We start from the raw sequence: 17,494 nt of genomic DNA, 5'->3' as shown, positions 1-17,494 counted from the left end.
ATCACAGGGTTGCCGGGTCTGGCTTCTCAATCGCTCCCTCCAATGTTCAGCCAGCCTTTCAGTGCTCGATATGCTCATCGGGACGCTTCTGCCGCCGTCCATCCTGCTTGGACAACTGGGAAAAAATCGTCGCCGCCAGCATCGCCATGATCCCCACCGTCACGAAGGTCAGCTGGAACGCGCCCAGCACCGTCTCCACCCCGTCGTTGCCCACCTGGGCGGTAAAGCCGCCGAGCAGGGCGCCGGCGCAGGCCACGCCGAGGCTCAGGGACAGTTGCGCCACCACCGACAACAGGCTGTTGCCGCTGCTGGCGCTGGCGTCGTCCAGGTCGATCAGGGTCACGGTGTTCATCGCGGTGAATTGCAGCGAGTTGATCGCCCCCAGCACCGCCAGTTGCGCCAGCAGCAGCCAGTACGGCGTCTGTTCGCTGACCAGGCCCATGCTCGCCAGCATCACGCCCAGGGCCACGGTATTGCCGGTCAGGACGATGCGATAGCCCAGGCGTTCGATCAGCGGTCGGGCCACGGACTTGGCGACCATGGCCGCTGCCGCCAGGGGCAGCATGCTCATGCCGGCCTGGGACGGTGAATAGCCGAGGGCGACTTGCAGCAGCAACGGCACCAGGAACGGCAAGGCGCCGCTGCCCAGGCGCGCGAACAGGTTGCCGAGGATGCCCACCGCGAAGGTGCGGGTCTTGAACAATGACGGCGGGAACAGCGCGTTCTCGACATGCCCGGCCCGCAGCCAATAGGCCGCCAGGCAGGCCATGCCGCCGAACAGCAACAGCATCACCCGCAGGTGCGGCAGGTGCAGTTCGCCCAGGCCCTCCATGGCGACGGTGATCAGCACCATCGCCGCGCCGAACAGCAGGAACCCCAGGCCATCGAACCGAGTGCGCTCGCTGCCGCGCAGGTCAGGGATGAATTTCCACACCGCGTAACAGCCGATCACCCCCACCGGCAGGTTGATGATGAAGATCCAGTGCCAGGTCAGGTACTCGACCATCCAGCCGCCCATGGTCGGCCCGATCAGTGGACCGAGCAGGCCGGGGATGGTGATGAAGCCCATGATCCGCACCAGTTCCGAGCGCGGATAAGCCCGCAGCACCACCAGCCTGCCCACCGGCAGCATCAGCGCACCGCCCAGGCCCTGGATGACCCGGGCGCCGATCAGCATGCTCAACGAATTGGACAGGGCGCACAGCAGCGAGCCGAAGCTGAACAGCAGGATCGCCCCGAAGAAGATCTTCTTGGTGCCGAAGCGGTCGGCGATCCAGCCCGAGGCCGGGATCAGCAACGCCACGGTGAGCATGTAGGCGATGATCACGCCTTGCATGCGCAGCGGGTTTTCCGCCAGGTCGCTGGCCATGGCGGGCAGGGCGGTGTTGAGGATGGTCCCGTCCAGGGACTGCATGAAGAAGGCGATCGCCACCACCCACGGAAGCCAGCGGGCGGTGACGGCGTCGAGCGGTGCGCGGTTGGGCATGGGACCTCTTGTTTGTGTTCGGGTGTCTGTTGGCTTCATCGCGGGCAAGCCTTGCTCCCACATGTACGGCGCACATCCTGTGGGAGCAAGGCTTGCCCGCGATGCTTTGTTACAGCGTCAAGGTCAACCGCTTCACCAGCGCCCCCGGCAACAACATCGAGGCCGTGGCTCGCTGGCTGTAGGTGCTGGCCGAGAGCAGCAGTTCCCGCTCTTGGGTCAGGCTTTCCAGTTGTGAGCCGAGCAGGCTGTAGACACTGTCGTCGAAACGCATGGTGCTGACCGGCGCGACGATCTGGCCATTCTCGACCCAGAACGTGGCGAAGCGGGTCATGCCGGTCAGGCGCGCCGCCGGTTGGTCCGAGTAGTTCAGGTACCAGAGGTTGCTGATGTACAGCCCGGTGCCGAGTTCTTCGAGGATGTGTCTTTGCTCCAGTTGTCCGCCCCGCATGTCCAGCGCCGTAGGGTATTCGCTGCTGCTGGCGCCGTTGGCCGCGAGGTCATATTCGGCGGCGCTGCGGGAGTTGACCAGTCGCGCATTGGCCGTGCCCTTGGCGATCAGCCCCAAGTCATCGCGGGGATAACCTTCGTCGGAAAATGCCGGGCTCAAGGAGCCGCTGACCTGCTCCGTCAGCCACACGTTGGGGCTGAAGTGGGCTTCGCCAGCGTAGAACTTCTGCAGCGGGCTTTGCTTGCTGGCGATTGCACCGGCCGAGAACCCGCCCCAACTGAGCATGCCCATGATCTCTTCCAGAGCGGCCGGCGCCAGGTAGGCGCGATATTCGCCGGGCGGCAACGTGCGCAGCGGGCGGCCGAGGAATTCCAGTTGCTCGCGGGCCTGTTCGAAGCGCCGGGCAAATCCGTCGCTGCTCCATTCATGTCCGGCGTAGCTGGCTTTCACCGCCTGGCCGTTGTCATGGAACAGGCTGAAATCGAAGTTGAAGCTGTTGGCCTGATGCCAGCCGAACGCCCCCGAAGAGCTGGCGAAACCACGGCTGATGGGCCCGGCGGCGTAGAACCCCACCAGGTCCAGGCCTTCGGCGGCGCGGGTGATTTCGGTAATGGCCTGTTCCGTCTCGGGCAATGGATGGGCTTGCACATTGTTGCTCTGCCAGTGGTCGGGGTTGAGCAGCAGGTACGGATCGCGGGGCAGCAACGGCAAGGTTTCGCGCAGTTGTTGCAGGCCTTCGGCCAGGCGTTGCAAGTCCGTCTCGGCTTCGCCGGACAAGGTGATCTGCAAATCGGCGTGGCGCCCGTCGTCGATCAGTTTGAAACTGACATTGGCTTGCTGCACCTGGCCGGCCTGGCGGACCTTGCCATGGTTGAAACGGACGAAGGCCGAAGACTCGGCGGCGTAGCCGAGGGTGAACTGTTCGGATTCATGCAACGTATCGCGCAGCCAGTCGACCAACGCCTTGAATGCCTCGGCCTGATTGTTGAAAGTGCTCATCAGGCATCCCCCCCAAACACATCAACGTTGCTGAACACGCAGGCTGGCGACGCATGGCCGACGCGGATGACCTGGTTCGGTTCGCCCTTGCCACAGTTCGGCGTGCCCAGGACCTGGAGGGTGCTGGCATCGCCCACCGCGCGCAGGCTCTTCCAGAACTGCGCGGAAATGCCCCGGTAGTTGGGGTTCTTCACCACGCCCTTGAGCTCGCCGTTCTCGATCAACTGGCCCCACTCGCAGCCGAACTGGAATTTGTTGCGGGCGTCATCGATGGACCAGGAGCGGTTGGTGCGCATCAGCACGCCCCGTTCGGTGCCCTGGATCAATTGCGCCAGGGACTGGTCGCCGGGTTCGATGTTCAGGTTCGCCATGCGGTCAATGGGTGGCCGATTCCAGCCGCAAGCGCGGCTGTTGGCGACACCGTCGAGGCCGGCGCGGAACTGCGACAGCGCACCGCCCAGTGGACGCAGCAACAGGCCTTCGCGAATCAGGAACTGTTTGCTGGCGGCGCTGCCGTCGTCATCGTGGCTGTAGCTGGCCAGTTCTTCGGGAATGTTCGGGTCGAAGGTCACGTTCAGCAGGCGGGAGCCGTATTGCAGGTGGCCGAAATCGCTGGCCTTGACGAAGCTGGTGCCGGCGTAATTGCGCTCGTCCCCCAGGATGCGGTCCAGTTCCAGCGGATGGCCGATGGACTCGTGGATCTGCAACATCATCTGGTCGGGCATCAGCAGCAGGTCGCGGGGGCCTTGCGGCGTGTTCGGCGCCATCAGCAACTGCAGGGCCTGGTCGGCGATTTTCGGCCCGGCCCCGATCAGGCCGCAGCGGCTGATCACATCGAAGCCGCCCTGCTGGCCGAAGTTTTCCCGGCCCAGGGTGCGGGTCTGGCTGTCGTGGCCGTCGAAGGCGGTGACTTCCAGGGCCGGGTAGATGAAGCGTTGGGCCTGGCGCAGTTCAGCGCCGGCACTGTTGAGGTAGATCTGCTCGACCTGGGTCAGGCCGATGCTGGCCTGCCAGTTCACCAGGCGCTCGTCCTGGGGCACCGCAGCCGATTCGTCGCCGAGCAACTGGTAGCAGTCGCTCAGGGGTGGGAAGGCCTGGTCGAAATGCGGCGAGAAGTAATCGGCGCGGTCACTGGACACGGCTTGTTCGCGCAGGTCGAGCAAGGCATGGGGCTTGAGCTGGCGAGCATGTTGTTCGGCACGTTCCAGTGCCGCTTGCAGACCGGCCTGGGACAGGTCGTTGGTGGCGGCATACGCCTCGACACCGTTGACCCGCGCGGTGAGCATCGCACCTTCATCACGGTTCAGGCTGGGCGGTTCGGCGACGTTCTTGCGCACCGACAAATGCTGGCCGGATTCGCGCACGTAACGCAGGGAAAAGAATTCAGCGCCCGTGCGCAAGGCAGCGAAACGCTCCTTGAGCCGGGGGTGGAAGTCGAACATGGAACCTCCTTGTCTGGAGCGAGGGTGCGGCGCATTGCGGTGATTTGACGCGGCGGCTCTAGATTAGGCCTGGGGTGGGGGTGGGATCAAGGTAGAAGGGAATACTGAGGTTGTCAGGGCGGACGCTTTCGCGAGCAAGCTCGCTCCCACATTGGATCTTCGGCGACCACGGAATCCGTGCCGGCCATCGTGCCCTTTGTGGGAGCGGGCTTGCCCGCGAAGACGGCGGTACATCCGACATGGATGCACGCTGACCCACCGCTTTCGCGAGCAAGCTCGCTCCCACAGGGGGATCTTCAATGGTCACAAAATGTGCGTTCGCTGCAGATCCCTGTGGGAGCGAGCTTGCTCGCGATGGCGGTCCTGAGCCTTACTGAGCCATTGGCCCCACTTCGCGCAGTGGCTTGCCACGCACCGGCGCTTCGCCGGCCACGTAGTACGGGGCGGTGCTGCGTGGCAGGGGCTTGCGGCCGCGGATCTTGTCGGCGATTTTCTCGGCGATCATGATCGTCGGCGCGTTCAGGTTGCCGGTGGTGATGATCGGCATGATCGAGGCATCCACCACGCGCAGCCCTTGCATGCCATGCACGCGGCCTTCGCCATCCACCACGGCCATGTCGTCGGTGCCCATCTTGCACGAGCAGGACGGGTGGAACGCGGTTTCGGCGTGCTCGCGGATGAACTGGTCCAGTTGCGCGTCCGTCTGCACCTCGATGCCCGGGCTGATCTCGCGCCCCCGGAACGGGTCGAGCGCCGGTTGCTGCATGATCTCGCGGGTCAGGCGGATGCCGTCGCGAAACTCCTGCCAGTCCTGCTCGGTCGCCATGTAGTTGAACAGGATGCTCGGGTGCTGGCGCGGATCCTTGGATTTGGCCTGGATCCGGCCGCGGCTTGGAGAGCGCATGGAGCCCATGTGCGCCTGGAAACCGTGTTCCTTCACGCCGTTGCTGCCGTTGTAGTTAATCGCCACCGGCAGGAAGTGATACTGGATGTTCGGCCAATCGAAATCCGGACGGGTGCGGATGAAGCCGCCGGCTTCGAACTGGTTGCTGGCGCCGATACCGGTGCCGTTGAACAGCCATTCGGCACCGATGGCCGGCTGGTTGTACCAGAGCAGCGACGGGTACAGCGAGACCGGTTGGGTGCAGGCGTATTGCAGGTACAGCTCCAGGTGATCCTGCAGGTTCTCACCGACCCCCGGCAGGTCATGGACCACCGGGATGTCGAGGCTTTCCAGCAATTGGGCCGGGCCGACGCCGGAGCGTTGCAGGATCTGTGGCGAGGCGATGGCGCCGGAGCACAGCAGCACTTCCTTGCGTGCCCGGGCTTCCACGCGCTCTTCAGCCGCGCCCACCAGGTAACGCACGCCGACCGCGCGTTTGCCTTCGAAGATGATCTTGTCGGTCAGGGCGTGGGTGACGATGGTCAGGGTCGAGCGCTTCTTGGCGACGTCCAGGTAACCGCGCGCGGTGCTGGCCCGACGACCGTTGGGCGTGACGGTACGGTCCATCGGGCCGAAACCTTCCTGCTGGTAGCCATTGAGGTCTTCGGTACGCGGGTAACCGGCCTGCACGCCGGCTTCGACCATGGCGTGGAACAACGGGTTGTTGCCGGCCTTGGGGGTGGTCACGCTGACCGGGCCGTCGCCGCCGTGGTAGTCGTTCGGGCCGATGTCCCGGGTCTCGGCTTTTCTGAAGTAGGGCAGGCAGTCCAGGTACGTCCAGTCCTCGAGGCCAGGCAGTTTTGCCCAGTTGTCATAGTCCAGGGCGTTGCCGCGGATGTAGCACATGCCATTGATCAGCGAAGAACCGCCCAGGCCCTTGCCGCGACCGCATTCCATGCGGCGGCCGTTCATGTGTGGCTCCGGGTCGGTCTCGTAGGCCCAGTTGTAGCGTCGGCCTTGCAGCGGGAACGCCAGGGCGGCGGGCATTTGCGTGCGAAAGTCCAGGCGATAGTCCGGGCCGCCGGCTTCGAGCAGCAGGACGGTGACGCCCTCGTCTTCGGTCAGGCGGGTGGCCAGGGTGTTACCGGCCGAGCCGGCACCGATGATGATGTAATCGAATTCTTGGGACATGAAATGCACCCTCTTTTTGAATTGGGTTCAGGTCAGGCCTGGCGAGTGCTTCGCACTCAATCGCGAGCAAGCTCGCTCCCACATTGGAATGGGAGCTCCTGTGGGAGCGAGCTTGCTCGCGATGGCGGCCGCAGAGGCAACGCCGGCTTAGAACACTGACGCGTAATCGCCCAGTTCGACCTGTACCGATTTGATTCGCGTGAAGTTGTTCAGCGAACTGATGCCGTTCTCCCGGCCCACCCCCGATTGCTTGTAGCCGCCGACCGGCATCTTGGCGTCGGACTCGCCCCAGGCGTTGATCCAGCAGATACCGGCTTCCAACTGGTGGATGATGCGGTGGGCGCGGTTCAGGTCGCGGGTCACGACGCCAGCGGCCAGGCCGAAGTCGGTGTCGTTGGCGCGGCGGATCACTTCTTCTTCGGTGTCATAGGTGAGGATGCTCATCACCGGACCGAAGATTTCTTCACGCACGATGGTCATCTCATCGGTGCAGTCGGTGAACACGGTCGGAGCGACGAACGCGCCCTTGGCGAATTCGCCTTCAGTCAGGCGACCGCCGCCGCACAGCAGGCGCGCGCCTTCGGCTTTGCCTTTCTCGATGTAGCCCAGCACGCTTTCCATGTGGGCGAAGCTCACCAGCGGGCCGAAATTGGTGTTTTCATCCTCTGGGTTGCCAACGCGAATGCGCGCCACGCGCTCGGCGATCTTGGCTTCGAAGGCGGCCTTGAGGTGGCTCGGTACGAACACGCGGGTGCCGTTGGTGCAGACCTGGCCGGAGCTGTAGAAGTTGGCCATCATCGCGGTGTCGGCAGCGCGATCCAGGTCGGCATCGTCGCAGATGATCAGCGGCGACTTGCCACCCAGTTCCATGGTCACCTCCTTGAGCGAAGAGCTCGAAGCGCTGGCCATGACTTTCTTGCCAGTGTCGGTGCCGCCGGTGAAGGAGACTTTCTCGATGCGCGGGTGCTCGGTCAGCCAGGTACCGACTTCACGGCCGCTGCCGGTCAGGACGTTGAAGACGCCTGGCGGAACCCCGGCTTCGGTGTAGATTTCGGCCAGTTTCAAGGTGGTGAGCGAGGTGACTTCGCTCGGCTTGAAGATCATCGCGTTGCCAGCCGCCAGGGCCGGTGCGGATTTCCACAGGGCGATCTGGATCGGGTAGTTCCACGCGCCGATACCGGCCACTACGCCCAGGGGCTCGCGGCGGGTATAGACGAAAGACGTGTCGCGCAACGGGATCTGCTCGCCTTCGATGGCGGGCACCAGGCCGGCATAGTATTCCAGCACGTCGGCGCCGGTGACGATGTCGACGTAGCGGGTTTCGGAGTAGGCCTTGCCGGTGTCCAGGGTTTCCAGGGCGGCCAGTTCATCGTTGCGCTCGCGCAGGATGTCCACGGCGCGGCGCAGGATGCGCGAACGCTGCATGGCGGTCATGGCCGCCCAGACTTTCTGGCCCTTTTCGGCGCTGACCACGGCGCGCTCGACGTCCTCGAACGTTGCGCGCTGCACCAGGGCGAGTACTTCACCGTTGGCCGGGTTGATGGCTTCGAAAGTGGCGTCGCCGCTGGCATCGCTGTACGCGCCATCGATGTAGAGTTTTTGCAGTTCGAAACGGGCCATAAAGTCCTCGCAAGTGCATGAGTGGTTGGCTGGCCACCGAGCGTGTCGTTTATAGCTGACTACGCGCTGCGGTGGGGGTTCAGGAATCGAGCGGTTCTGTGTGCTCTGGCGCCCCTGCCTTGGCCAGTTGGAAATCCATGTATTCGTAAGCGATCTGGTGCGCCTGGGCGGTATCGAACGCGTCTCCCGACAGCGCTCCGCGCAGCCACAAACCGTCAATCAACGCGGCCAGGCCCCGTGCCGCGCTGCGTGCCTGATCGACGGGCAACAGGCGGCGGAACTGGCAGCACAGGTTGGAATACAGACGGTGATCGTTGATCCGCTGCAACCTGTGCAAAGACGGGTGGTGCATGCTGGTGGCCCAGAAGGCCAGCCAGGTTTTCATTGCCGGGCCATTGACCTGGCTGGCGTCGAAGTTGCCTTCGATGATCACCTTGAGGTGAGCCCGCGGGCTCGAATCCTCCAGCGCATGACGGCGCGCGGTGACGTTCTCGCTCAGGACAGTCATCAGGTACTGGGCCGTGGCCGCGATCAGGCCGTTCTTGTCCTGAAAGTAGTGACTGATGATGCCGTTGGAGACACCGGCCAAACGGGCGATCAGCGCAATGCTGGCGTCCCCCATCCCGACCTGATCGACCGCTTGCAACGTGGCTTCGATCAATTGTTGGCGGCGGATGGGTTGCATACCGACCTTGGGCATCTAGCACATCTCCTTAGGCCTGCAGGCGGACGAGTGCAGTCCGTCATGGCGAGGGCCAGTCTATTTTGTTTTGATTGAACGTTCAATCAACAAAAACAAAGTTCTATGACAAGTCGTCGCTGTTTGTCGGGATTCCATGTGTAAATGGCGCCTGAAGGCACATGGAAACCCGCCGCGCAGGGGCGAGGACTTTTTCGGGATGTCTTTATAACACTCGTCGGTCGGTTGCCGAGCAAACGGTTGTGGCAAGGCTGAATGTCCGCACAAACAAAAACGCCGCGATCATCTCGCGGCGTTTGTGTGCGTGGGCTCAGCCCAGGTTCTTGCCGAGCAATGCGTGGTACAGCTCGCTGTCGCCCAGGATCCCGACGACTTTCTGGTTATCGTGGAGCACCAGTTTGTTGCCGGTCTGGTAGCGGATCTGCAACGCGTCGCGCATGCCGATGTTGGAGTCCACCAGGGTCGGACGCCGGCCCAGCTCTTCCACCGATTGGCCCGGTGCCCAGTTTTGCAAATCCAGGACCGCGCCGTTCTGCCGGGCGCCCTTGATGGTGTTGCCTTCGGCCAGGTCGAGCCAGGAGTCGCCGCCCGGATCCAGGCAGACCGAACCGTTGATGCGCTTGCAGTTGTCCAGGGTGCGCATCAGGCTGCGACCGCACAGGACGTTGAGTGGGTTGGTGTGGGCGACGAAGGTGCGCACATAGTCGTCCGCCGGGTTCAGCACGATCTCTTCCGGCTTGCTGTACTGGATGATCTTGCCGTCTTTCATGATGGCGATCCGCGTGCCCAGTTTCAGGGCTTCGTCCAGGTCATGGCTGACGAACACGATGGTCTTTTGCAGTTTGCGTTGCAGTTCCAACAGTTCGTCCTGCAAACCCTGGCGGATCAGCGGGTCGAGGGCCGAAAACGGTTCGTCCATCAGCAGGATGTCGGCGTCCATCGCCAGGGCGCGGGCCAGGCCGACCCGTTGCTGCATACCGCCGGACAGCTCGTCGGGCTTCTTGTTGCGCCATTGGGTCAGGCCCACCAGCTCGAGTTTTTCATCCACCAGCTTGCGCCGTTCCTTCTCGGGACGGCCCTGCATTTCCAGGCCGAAGCTGATGTTCTCGCGCACCGTCAGCCAAGGCATCAGGGCGAACTTCTGGAACACCATGGCGATGCGCTTGGTGCGCATCATCTTCAGCTCGGCGGGGGAGCAGGAGGCGATGTCGATCTGCCGTCCTTCATGCTCGACGAACAACTTGCCACGACTGACGGTGTTCAAGCCGTTGATGCAGCGCAGCAGGCTGGATTTGCCTGAGCCGGAAAGGCCCATCAAGACGCAGATCTCACCCTTCTCGATGGATAGGCTGGCTTTTTCCACGCCGACGATCAGGCCGGTCTGCTGCAGGATCTCGGGGCGCGAAAAACCCTTGTCCAGCAGGTCCAGCGCGGCCTTGGGACGGTTGGAGAAAATAACATCGACGTCCTCGAAACGAATGATGCTCATGCGTCACCCCCTACTTTAGCGTCGGGTTGTTTGCAGATTCGGTCGAGCATGATCGCCAGTAATACGATCGCCAGGCCTGCTTCGAAGCCCAGGGCGATATCGGCGGTGTTCAGTGCGTTGACCACGGGTTTGCCCAGGCCATCGGCACCCACCAGCGCGGCGATCACCACCATCGACAACGACAGCATGATGCACTGGGTGATACCGGCCGCGATGCTTGGCATCGCATGGGGCAGTTCGATACGCGACAGGAGTTGGCGGCGGGAGCAGCCGAAGGCTTTGCCGGCGTCCATCAGTTCGTCCGGAACGTCGCGGATGCCCAGGTAGGTCAGGCGGATGGGCGCGGCAATCGCGAACACCACCGTGGAGATCAGGCCCGGGACCACACCCAGACCGAAAAGGGTCAGGGTAGGAATGAGGTAGACGAAGGTCGGTACGGTCTGCATCAGATCGAGTACCGGCCGCATCATTGTGTAGAACATCGGCTTGTGCGCGGCAACAATGCCCAGCGGCACGCCGATCAGCACGCAGACCAGGGTCGCGAACAGCACCTGGGCCAGGGTTTCCATGGTTTCTTGCCAGTAACCCAGGTTGAGAATCAGCAGGAAGGACGCGATGACGAATACGGTCAGGCCCCATTTGCGCTGGATGAAGTGCGCCAATAGCGCGATGAGGCCGATCAGGGCCAGGGGGTTGAACCAGGTCAGCGCAAACGTCACGCCGTGAATCATCGTTTCCAGAAACAGCGCGATTGCGTCGAATGTGCTGGCGCCGTTTTGCGTCAACCATTCGACAAAGCCCGCGATGTACTGGCCCAAGGGTATTTTCTGATCAATAAGCATGGTAGTGAACGTCCGCATGCAAGGGAATAAACAGCCCGGGCGAGCGAACTCGCCCGGCATAACATAAGCAGTTATTGCGCAAGTTTGGCTTTCACGGCTTCCAGGCCAGGTTTACCGTCAATGGTGGTCACGCCAGCGAGCCAGGTATCGAGTACCTGTGGGTTTTTCTTCAGCCAGGCCTTGGCGGCGGCCTCAGGTTTCATCTTGTCGTCGAGCACGTTGCCCATCAGCTGGCTTTCCATGTCGACGGTGAACTCCAGGTTTTTCAGCAGTTGTCCAACGTTGCTGCATTCCTGGCTGTAGCCCTTGCGGGTGTTGGTCGCCACGGTAGCGGCACCGAAATCGGGGCCGAAGAAGTCGTCGCCGCCGGTCAGGTACTGGATCTTGAAACGCGTGTTCATCGGGTGTGGCGCCCAGCCGAGGAACACCACGTCGGTGCCACGCTTGGAGGCGCGGTCGACCTGCGAGAGCATGCCCGCTTCACTCGATTCGACGACTTTGAAGCCGGCGTCCTTCAGGCCGAAGGCGTTCTTTTCGATCATGCTCTGGATCAGGCGGTTGCCGTCGTTGCCCGGTTCGATGCCGTAGATCTTGCCGTCCAGCTCTTTCTTGAATTTGGGGATGTCGGCGAAGTCATGCAGACCTTTGTCGTACAAGGCCTGGGGCACGGCGAGGGTGTACTTGGCGCCCTTGAGGTTGGTGCGCACGGTTTCCACGGTGCCGGCTTCGCGGTAGGCCTTGATGTCGTTTTCCATGGTCGGCATCCAGTTGCCGAGGAATACATCCATGTTCTTGCCATCGGCCAGGGACTTGTAGGTCACCGGCACGGAAATCATGGTGGTCTTGGTCTTGTAGCCCAGCGCGTCCAGCACCACGCTGGTGGTCGCCGTGGTCACGGTAATGTCGGTCCAGCCGACATCGGAGAAGTTGACGGTGCTGCACTTTTCGGGGTCTGCAGCGTTGGCCAGCATCGGAAGACTCAGCATGGCGGCCAACAACAACGGCTTGGAACCTTTCATGGGTGGACTCCTGGTGTTTTATCGGCGGTGTCCGGTCAGGACAACCACGCTTAATTGGATGTTGCGGTTGGTGGCGCGTGGGCACTCTCTGACACGCGGCCTTGCAAACGAGCCGTAACCGATCATGTACCAGTGCAAATCTGACGCCTACAGGGTGGGTCGTATCCAGTACAGGGATGGTCGCATCCAGTGTCGGTGACGTCGTTTACAGATTTTTTCCGCCCCTGACGGGCCTCTGACACGCAGAAAAACGCCGCAGAAACGGGGTCAGGGACGGGCGGCGCTGGTGGGCATGATTGCGTCGGTGTCAGACGTCGGGCGCCCAGGCAAAAACCGGATGATGCGGCCATCCCGGCGTTGAGCGTAGCAGCTCCGTCACCGGACGCTCCTGCGCCCGGATGTGCCTGTTCTGGAGGTTATCGGCAATGGCAATCAGCGTTTTCGACTTGTTCAAAATCGGTATCGGCCCGTCCAGTTCCCACACCGTGGGCCCCATGCGTGCCGCGGCGCTGTTCGTTGAAGCGCTGAAGGCAAAGGCCCTGCTCAATGATGTGCGCCGGGTCGAGGTGCAATTGTTCGGTTCGCTGTCGGCCACCGGCATCGGCCACGGCAGCGACAACGCCGTGATCATGGGCCTGATGGGGGAGTGGCCGGACGCAATCGACCCGTCGCAGATCGGCCCGCGCATCGAGCTGCTGCGTGAAACCCAGACCCTGCTGCTCGACGGTCGCGTGCCGGTGCCGTTCGTGTGGTCCCGGGACATGCGCCTGATCGACGAGAACCTGCCGTTCCATCCCAACGCGATGACGCTGGTGGCCGAGGGCGCCGACGGCGAGCTGCACCGTGACACTTATTACTCGGTGGGCGGTGGTTTTGTCGTCGATCAGGCCCAGGCCTCCAGCGGCGTGGTGGATCTGGACAGCACTGAGCTGCCTTACGATTTCTCCAGTGCCGAAGAGTTGCTTGAGCTGTGCCGTACCCACAACTTGCGGGTAGCCGAGTTGATGCTGGCCAACGAAAAGGTCTGGCGGTCCGAAGAAGAGATCCGCAGTGGCCTGATGAAACTGTGGCGGGCCATGCAGGATTGCGTCGAGCAGGGCCTCAAGCACGAAGGCATCCTGCCGGGCGGTTTGAATGTGCGTCGGCGGGCGGCCAAGTTGCACCGCAGCCTGCAAGAGTTGAACAAGCCCAATGTCATCGGCTCGACCCTCAGCGCCATGGAGTGGGTCAACCTGTTCGCCCTGGCGGTCAACGAAGAGAACGCGGCCGGCGGGCGTATGGTCACGGCACCGACCAACGGTGCGGCGGGGATCATCCCGGCGGTGCTGCACTACTTCATGAAATTCAGCGAAGCGGTCACCGACGCCAACGTCGTGGATTATTTCCTCGCTGCGGCGGCCATCGGGATCCTGTGCAAAAAGAACGCATCGATCTCCGGCGCCGAAGTCGGTTGCCAGGGCGAGGTGGGATCGGCCTGCGCCATGGCGGCGGCGGGCCTGGCGGAAATCCTCGGGGCCACGCCGGAGCAACTGTGCAACGCGGCGGAAATCGGCCTGGAACACAACCTCGGCCTGACCTGCGACCCGGTGGGCGGCCTGGTGCAGGTGCCGTGCATCGAGCGCAACGCGATCGCCGCGGTCAAGGCCATCAACGCCGCACAAATGGCCCTGCGCGGGGATGGCCAGCATTTCATCTCCCTGGACCGGGTGATCCGCACCATGCGTGATACCGGTGCCGACATGCATGACAAATATAAAGAGACCTCGCGCGGCGGCTTGGCGGTCAGTGCGGTGGAGTGCTGAAGCACGCATTGCCGGGGCTCTCTGTGGCGAGGGAGCTTGCTCCCGCTGGGTTGCGAAGCAACCCCAAGGCCTGATCTCGCGGTGTTTCACCGTTATCGCGTAAATAGGATTTGCGACCGCTGCGCGGTCGAGCGGGAGCAAGCTCCCTCGCCACGGGTTGTTCTTAAAATCGCTCACAAAATGCACATCCATCCTGAAACACGCCACCTTTTAGCGCGTCGCAAACAGACAAGACCCCCGTTGTCGAGCCAGCCGCTCAATCGCGCTCGACCGTCCGTCACCCGCACCTGTGGTGCTACTCCTTGCGCTAGCCGCGCAGCCCAGTTCCCACAAGTGCTACCGAACTGCTCACAGCCTTCTGTGATCGGTACCTGCCGCCATTGATGGCACCTAAAACCCGGACGCGATGCACGCCTTATATAGACAGGCCGCGATGTCGTTTTCAGGATTTATTGAACACACATTCAATTTTAGGCATGGCAATTGCTCTATCCCGATAAAGCCCTGTCTCGCGCAAGAGAACGTGGCAATAACAAGAGCCTCCGCCTGAGGCCATCACCCGCTTTGTGTGAGGAGATACCGCGATGACGACGTCCAACTCCGGGGCCCAACCCCAGAACCGTGCGCCTCAATCCATCGGCTTTTTGCTGCTGGACAATTTCACGCTGATTTCCCTGGCGTCCGCGGTGGAACCGCTGCGCATGGCCAACCAGCTGTCCGGTCGCGAGCTGTATCGCTGGACCACCCTCACGGTCGATGGTGGCCAGGTCTGGGCCAGCGACGGTTTGCAGATCACCCCCGACGCCTCCATGCATAAAGCGCCGCCCCTGGACACCGTCATCGTCTGTGGTGGCATTGGCATCCAGCGCACCGTGACCCGTGAACACGTGTCGTGGTTGCAGAGCCAGGCCCGCCAGTCCCGTCGCCTCGGCGCGGTCTGCACCGGCAGCTGGGCCCTGGCCTGCGCCGGCCTGTTGGATGGTTTCGATTGCAGCGTGCACTGGGAATGCCTGGCAGCGATGCAGGAAGCATTCCCGCGGGTGTCGATGAGCACCCGCCTGTTCACCCTCGACCGCAACCGCTTCACCAGCTCCGGTGGCACCGCGCCGCTGGACATGATGCTGCACCTGATCAGTCGCGATCACGGTCGCGAGCTGTCGGCGGCGATCTCTGAAATGTTTGTCTACGAGCGTATCCGCAACGAGCAGGATCACCAGCGTGTGCCGCTCAAGCACATGCTTGGCACCAACCAGCCGAAGTTGCAGGAAATCGTGGCGTTGATGGAAGCCAACCTCGAAGAGCCGATCGACCTGGACGAACTGGCGGTGTACGTCGCCGTGTCCCGGCGTCAGCTGGAGCGGTTGTTCCAGAAGTATCTGCACTGCTCACCGTCGCGCTACTACCTCAAGCTGCGGCTCATTCGTGCGCGGCAACTGCTCAAGCAGACGCCGATGTCGATCATCGAGGTAGCCTCGGTGTGCGGCTTCGTTTCCACCCCGCACTTCTCCAAGTGCTACCGCGAATACTTCGGCATTCCACCGCGGGACGAGCGCGTCGGTTCCAACACCACGCAACAGGTGGCGATGATGCCGCTGCCGCAGGCGTTGGTGCTGTCGCCATTGTCCGGGCCGCTGTCGGCGCTGAGCCAGGCGCGTAATGAATCGACGTTTGCCAGTGTGAGGCTCTAAAACCTCTAGCGCCTTCATCGCGAGCAAGCTCGCTCCCACAGGGCGATCGGCTGGGTGCAATAGAAAGTGTGCACACCAGGGATCACTGTGGGAGCGAGCTTGCTCGCGATTGGTTTTATCAGGCGCTGTGGTTTTGCTGGTAATTCATCAGCGCCGGCAACAGCTGCTTGTCGATTGCCTGGCGCACGGCCGGCAGGATGGTGGCGCTGCTGGTGTACATGTCCTTGACCATCCGCCGCAGTTCATTGGCGCGGGCCTGGTCCAAGCCCCGCACAGCGCACTCGCAGGCCTGCTCGGCGGTGGAGCCACTGGGTATCTGCAGTCCCAGGGCCTTGAGATGGCCCAGCAGGTCTTCCTGGTCGATCAAATCGGCGTGCATCATGACGCTTTTCCTTGTTCAGGGATTGGGGTCGTGTCTCGATTCTGGTAGCCACCCGAAGCGGCGGCAAGGGCAAATGGTCGCAATGTCACGAATGACTATGGAGGCGTCGTTTTCGGTTAACTTGCCCAGGCCTGGACTGGGCACACTGGCCCCAAGCTGAATCACGATGGTTTGGTCACCCTCGCGCGACAGCTCCTCCAGTAACGCAACCTGCCCCGATCCTGTCACGGCTTGATCGGGGATTTTTTTGTCTGTGACAATCAGGGAGTGATGGGTTGTTCGTCAGGACGCTATCGCGAGCAAGCTCGCTCCCACTGGGGGTTGTGTCGTTCACGAAACCTAATGTGGGAGCGAGCTTGCTCGCGATGAACGATGACGCGGTCTACCTCTGCAACACCAGAATCCGCGACAACAATTCATCCCGATCCACATAGCACCCCTGGAAATGCCGCGCGCCGGAAGCCGGGTCGAAGGCGTTGCGGGCATGGAGCGTGCGGCGGTTGTCGAAGCACCAGAGCTGGCCCGGTTCGAGGCGCTGCACCAAGCGAAAGTGTGGCTCGCGGGTCAGGGCGATGAAGCGGCGGTAGGCACGGTAAAGTTTGGGCATCTGCTCGACCGAGGTGTCGAACGGCCCGCGCAGGAAGTTCGCCATGCGGATTTCCGAGACCTGTCCGAGGGCATCCAGGGCGATGATCGGCGCCAGGCAGCGATAGTCGCTGCGGCGGTCCTTGTTGCGAAATTCCACCGGAATCCGGCACAGGGCGTCGAAGGCCTCGGGGTCTTCCCGGCGCAGGGCTTCGGCAATGGCAAAACCGTCGACAAAAATGCTCTCGCCACCGTCGGCGTCATTCACCAGGCAATGCAAGAACTGCAGCCCCGGCTGCAACTCCCGGGTCGGCAGGTCGGTGTGCAGTGGCAGGTTGAAAGCGGTGTAGGCGTTGCTGTCGGCATCGGCCTTGGACTGCACGTTGAACAGCACGCCGAAGTTGCTCTCGCGGATGAAGGCGATGCGTTGGGCCACCCGTTTCAGCGAACCGGGTTCGGTGGGCACGCCGCTTACTTGGGTCAAGCCGATGTCGCGCAGCGCCAGCAACCATTGCAGCAGCGCGTCGGTATCGTCCATCAGCGCCGGATAATCGAACACCGGCAGTGGCAGGTCGTGCCGCCATAGCTGGCGTTGGGGCTTGTTCGCCAGGCGTTCGGCCCGGGATTGATCGTCGTAGGCGTGGGCGCGCAACCAGCCCGGGTCAAAACGGCTCTGGTGGCCGTCCTGCCAGTCCACGCATAGGCAGCCTTCGTCGTCGAGGCGAATCGCGCCGGGGGCCATGTCCTCAGCGACATCGACGATTTCCAGCACCTGCTCGCGGGTGACGCTGTAGACGCATTGGGGGCAAGGGCAGTTGTCCCGTAACCATGGGTGATGAAAGGGGCTGGTCCGGCCATCGGCCCATGTGACTTGCACCCGGTCGGCCAAGGGGGTTGCGGCGGTCAACGCGAAGATCA

Annotated in this window: 13 protein-coding genes; 2 read left to right on the top strand and 11 right to left on the bottom strand. The window is 62.6% G+C overall.

The genetic code is table 11. The features are described 5' to 3' along the window. Positions 1–58 precede the first annotated feature (58 nt). The 9 genes from mdtD to J4E53_RS19040 form a co-directional block, all read right to left on the bottom strand. Complete coding sequence (mdtD, locus tag J4E53_RS19080) at positions 59–1,525, bottom strand: multidrug transporter subunit MdtD (RefSeq protein ID WP_109791138.1); 1,467 nt, start codon at positions 1,523–1,525, stop codon at positions 59–61. A 70-nt stretch (positions 1,526–1,595) separates the two neighbouring features. Then, positions 1,596–2,933 carry a TldD/PmbA family protein gene (locus J4E53_RS19075; RefSeq protein ID WP_060740263.1) on the bottom strand — a complete coding sequence of 446 codons (1,338 nt, stop codon included), beginning with the start codon at positions 2,931–2,933 and terminating at the stop codon, positions 1,596–1,598. After that, a complete protein-coding gene (locus J4E53_RS19070; RefSeq protein WP_103309621.1) occupies positions 2,933–4,375 on the bottom strand; it encodes a TldD/PmbA family protein in 1,443 nt (480 codons plus the stop codon). The genes J4E53_RS19075 and J4E53_RS19070 overlap by 1 nt, the downstream gene beginning before the upstream one ends. A gap of 370 nt (positions 4,376–4,745) precedes the next feature. After that, positions 4,746–6,449: a choline dehydrogenase gene (betA, locus tag J4E53_RS19065; RefSeq protein WP_103309619.1), complete on the bottom strand. Its 1,704-nt coding sequence runs from the start codon at positions 6,447–6,449 to the stop codon at positions 4,746–4,748. Positions 6,450–6,596: 147 nt separating this feature from the next. Beyond that, positions 6,597–8,069, bottom strand: coding sequence for a betaine-aldehyde dehydrogenase (betB, locus tag J4E53_RS19060; RefSeq protein ID WP_103309617.1), 1,473 nt, complete (start codon positions 8,067–8,069; stop codon positions 6,597–6,599). A 79-nt stretch (positions 8,070–8,148) separates the two neighbouring features. Continuing rightward, positions 8,149–8,769 carry a transcriptional regulator BetI gene (betI, locus tag J4E53_RS19055; RefSeq protein ID WP_060740267.1) on the bottom strand — a complete coding sequence of 207 codons (621 nt, stop codon included), beginning with the start codon at positions 8,767–8,769 and terminating at the stop codon, positions 8,149–8,151. Positions 8,770–9,079: 310 nt separating this feature from the next. Then, positions 9,080–10,258, bottom strand: coding sequence for a choline ABC transporter ATP-binding protein (gene choV / locus J4E53_RS19050; protein WP_060740268.1), 1,179 nt, complete (start codon positions 10,256–10,258; stop codon positions 9,080–9,082). After that, entirely contained in the window at positions 10,255–11,100 is an 846-nt protein-coding gene (gene choW / locus J4E53_RS19045; RefSeq protein WP_060740269.1) for a choline ABC transporter permease subunit, read from the bottom strand. The genes choV and choW overlap by 4 nt, the downstream gene beginning before the upstream one ends. A gap of 71 nt (positions 11,101–11,171) precedes the next feature. Next, complete coding sequence (locus J4E53_RS19040) at positions 11,172–12,119, bottom strand: choline ABC transporter substrate-binding protein (protein ID WP_060740270.1); 948 nt, start codon at positions 12,117–12,119, stop codon at positions 11,172–11,174. Between the two features lie 425 nt (positions 12,120–12,544). Between J4E53_RS19040 and J4E53_RS19035 the strand changes: the two genes are divergently transcribed. After that, a complete protein-coding gene (locus J4E53_RS19035) occupies positions 12,545–13,921 on the top strand; it encodes an L-serine ammonia-lyase (RefSeq protein ID WP_103309616.1) in 1,377 nt (458 codons plus the stop codon). 584 nt (positions 13,922–14,505) lie between these two features. Then, positions 14,506–15,609, top strand: coding sequence for a GlxA family transcriptional regulator (locus tag J4E53_RS19030; RefSeq protein WP_060740272.1), 1,104 nt, complete (start codon positions 14,506–14,508; stop codon positions 15,607–15,609). A gap of 118 nt (positions 15,610–15,727) precedes the next feature. Here the strand turns inward: J4E53_RS19030 and J4E53_RS19025 are convergent, their stop codons facing one another. Together J4E53_RS19025 and J4E53_RS19020 are read right to left on the bottom strand one after the other, a co-directional pair. Further along, the gene (locus tag J4E53_RS19025; RefSeq protein ID WP_060740273.1) at positions 15,728–15,991 is read right to left on the bottom strand and encodes a hypothetical protein; all 264 of its coding nucleotides are present in this window, start codon (positions 15,989–15,991) and stop codon (positions 15,728–15,730) included. A gap of 382 nt (positions 15,992–16,373) precedes the next feature. Further along, positions 16,374–17,492, bottom strand: coding sequence for a gamma-butyrobetaine dioxygenase (locus J4E53_RS19020; protein WP_207268172.1), 1,119 nt, complete (start codon positions 17,490–17,492; stop codon positions 16,374–16,376). Between the last annotated feature and the right edge of the window lie 2 nt (positions 17,493–17,494).

This window comes from Pseudomonas sp. FW305-28, from assembly GCF_017351395.1.
GTDB classification, from domain to species: Bacteria; Pseudomonadota; Gammaproteobacteria; order Pseudomonadales; family Pseudomonadaceae; genus Aquipseudomonas; species Aquipseudomonas fluorescens_AA.
Note: the sequence above shows the minus strand (reverse complement) of the source record. Positions and strands in the feature narration are given on the sequence as shown.

Bases quoted from the DNA above. Each gene is read 5' to 3' on its own strand.
- betI (WP_060740267.1), bottom strand. From the start codon at position 8,769: ATGCCCAAGGTCGGTATGCAACCCATCCGCCGCCAACAATTGATCGAA.
- choW (WP_060740269.1), bottom strand. From the start codon at position 11,100: ATGCTTATTGATCAGAAAATACCCTTGGGCCAGTACATCGCGGGCTTT.
- J4E53_RS19035 (WP_103309616.1), top strand. From the start codon at position 12,545: ATGGCAATCAGCGTTTTCGACTTGTTCAAAATCGGTATCGGCCCGTCC.
- J4E53_RS19075 (WP_060740263.1), bottom strand. From the start codon at position 2,933: ATGAGCACTTTCAACAATCAGGCCGAGGCATTCAAGGCGTTGGTCGAC.
- betA (WP_103309619.1), bottom strand. From the start codon at position 6,449: ATGTCCCAAGAATTCGATTACATCATCATCGGTGCCGGCTCGGCCGGT.
- J4E53_RS19025 (WP_060740273.1), bottom strand. From the start codon at position 15,991: ATGATGCACGCCGATTTGATCGACCAGGAAGACCTGCTGGGCCATCTC.
- J4E53_RS19040 (WP_060740270.1), bottom strand. From the start codon at position 12,119: ATGAAAGGTTCCAAGCCGTTGTTGTTGGCCGCCATGCTGAGTCTTCCG.
- J4E53_RS19030 (WP_060740272.1), top strand. From the start codon at position 14,506: ATGACGACGTCCAACTCCGGGGCCCAACCCCAGAACCGTGCGCCTCAA.
- betB (WP_103309617.1), bottom strand. From the start codon at position 8,069: ATGGCCCGTTTCGAACTGCAAAAACTCTACATCGATGGCGCGTACAGC.
- J4E53_RS19070 (WP_103309621.1), bottom strand. From the start codon at position 4,375: ATGTTCGACTTCCACCCCCGGCTCAAGGAGCGTTTCGCTGCCTTGCGC.
- mdtD (WP_109791138.1), bottom strand. From the start codon at position 1,525: ATGAAGCCAACAGACACCCGAACACAAACAAGAGGTCCCATGCCCAAC.
- choV (WP_060740268.1), bottom strand. From the start codon at position 10,258: ATGAGCATCATTCGTTTCGAGGACGTCGATGTTATTTTCTCCAACCGT.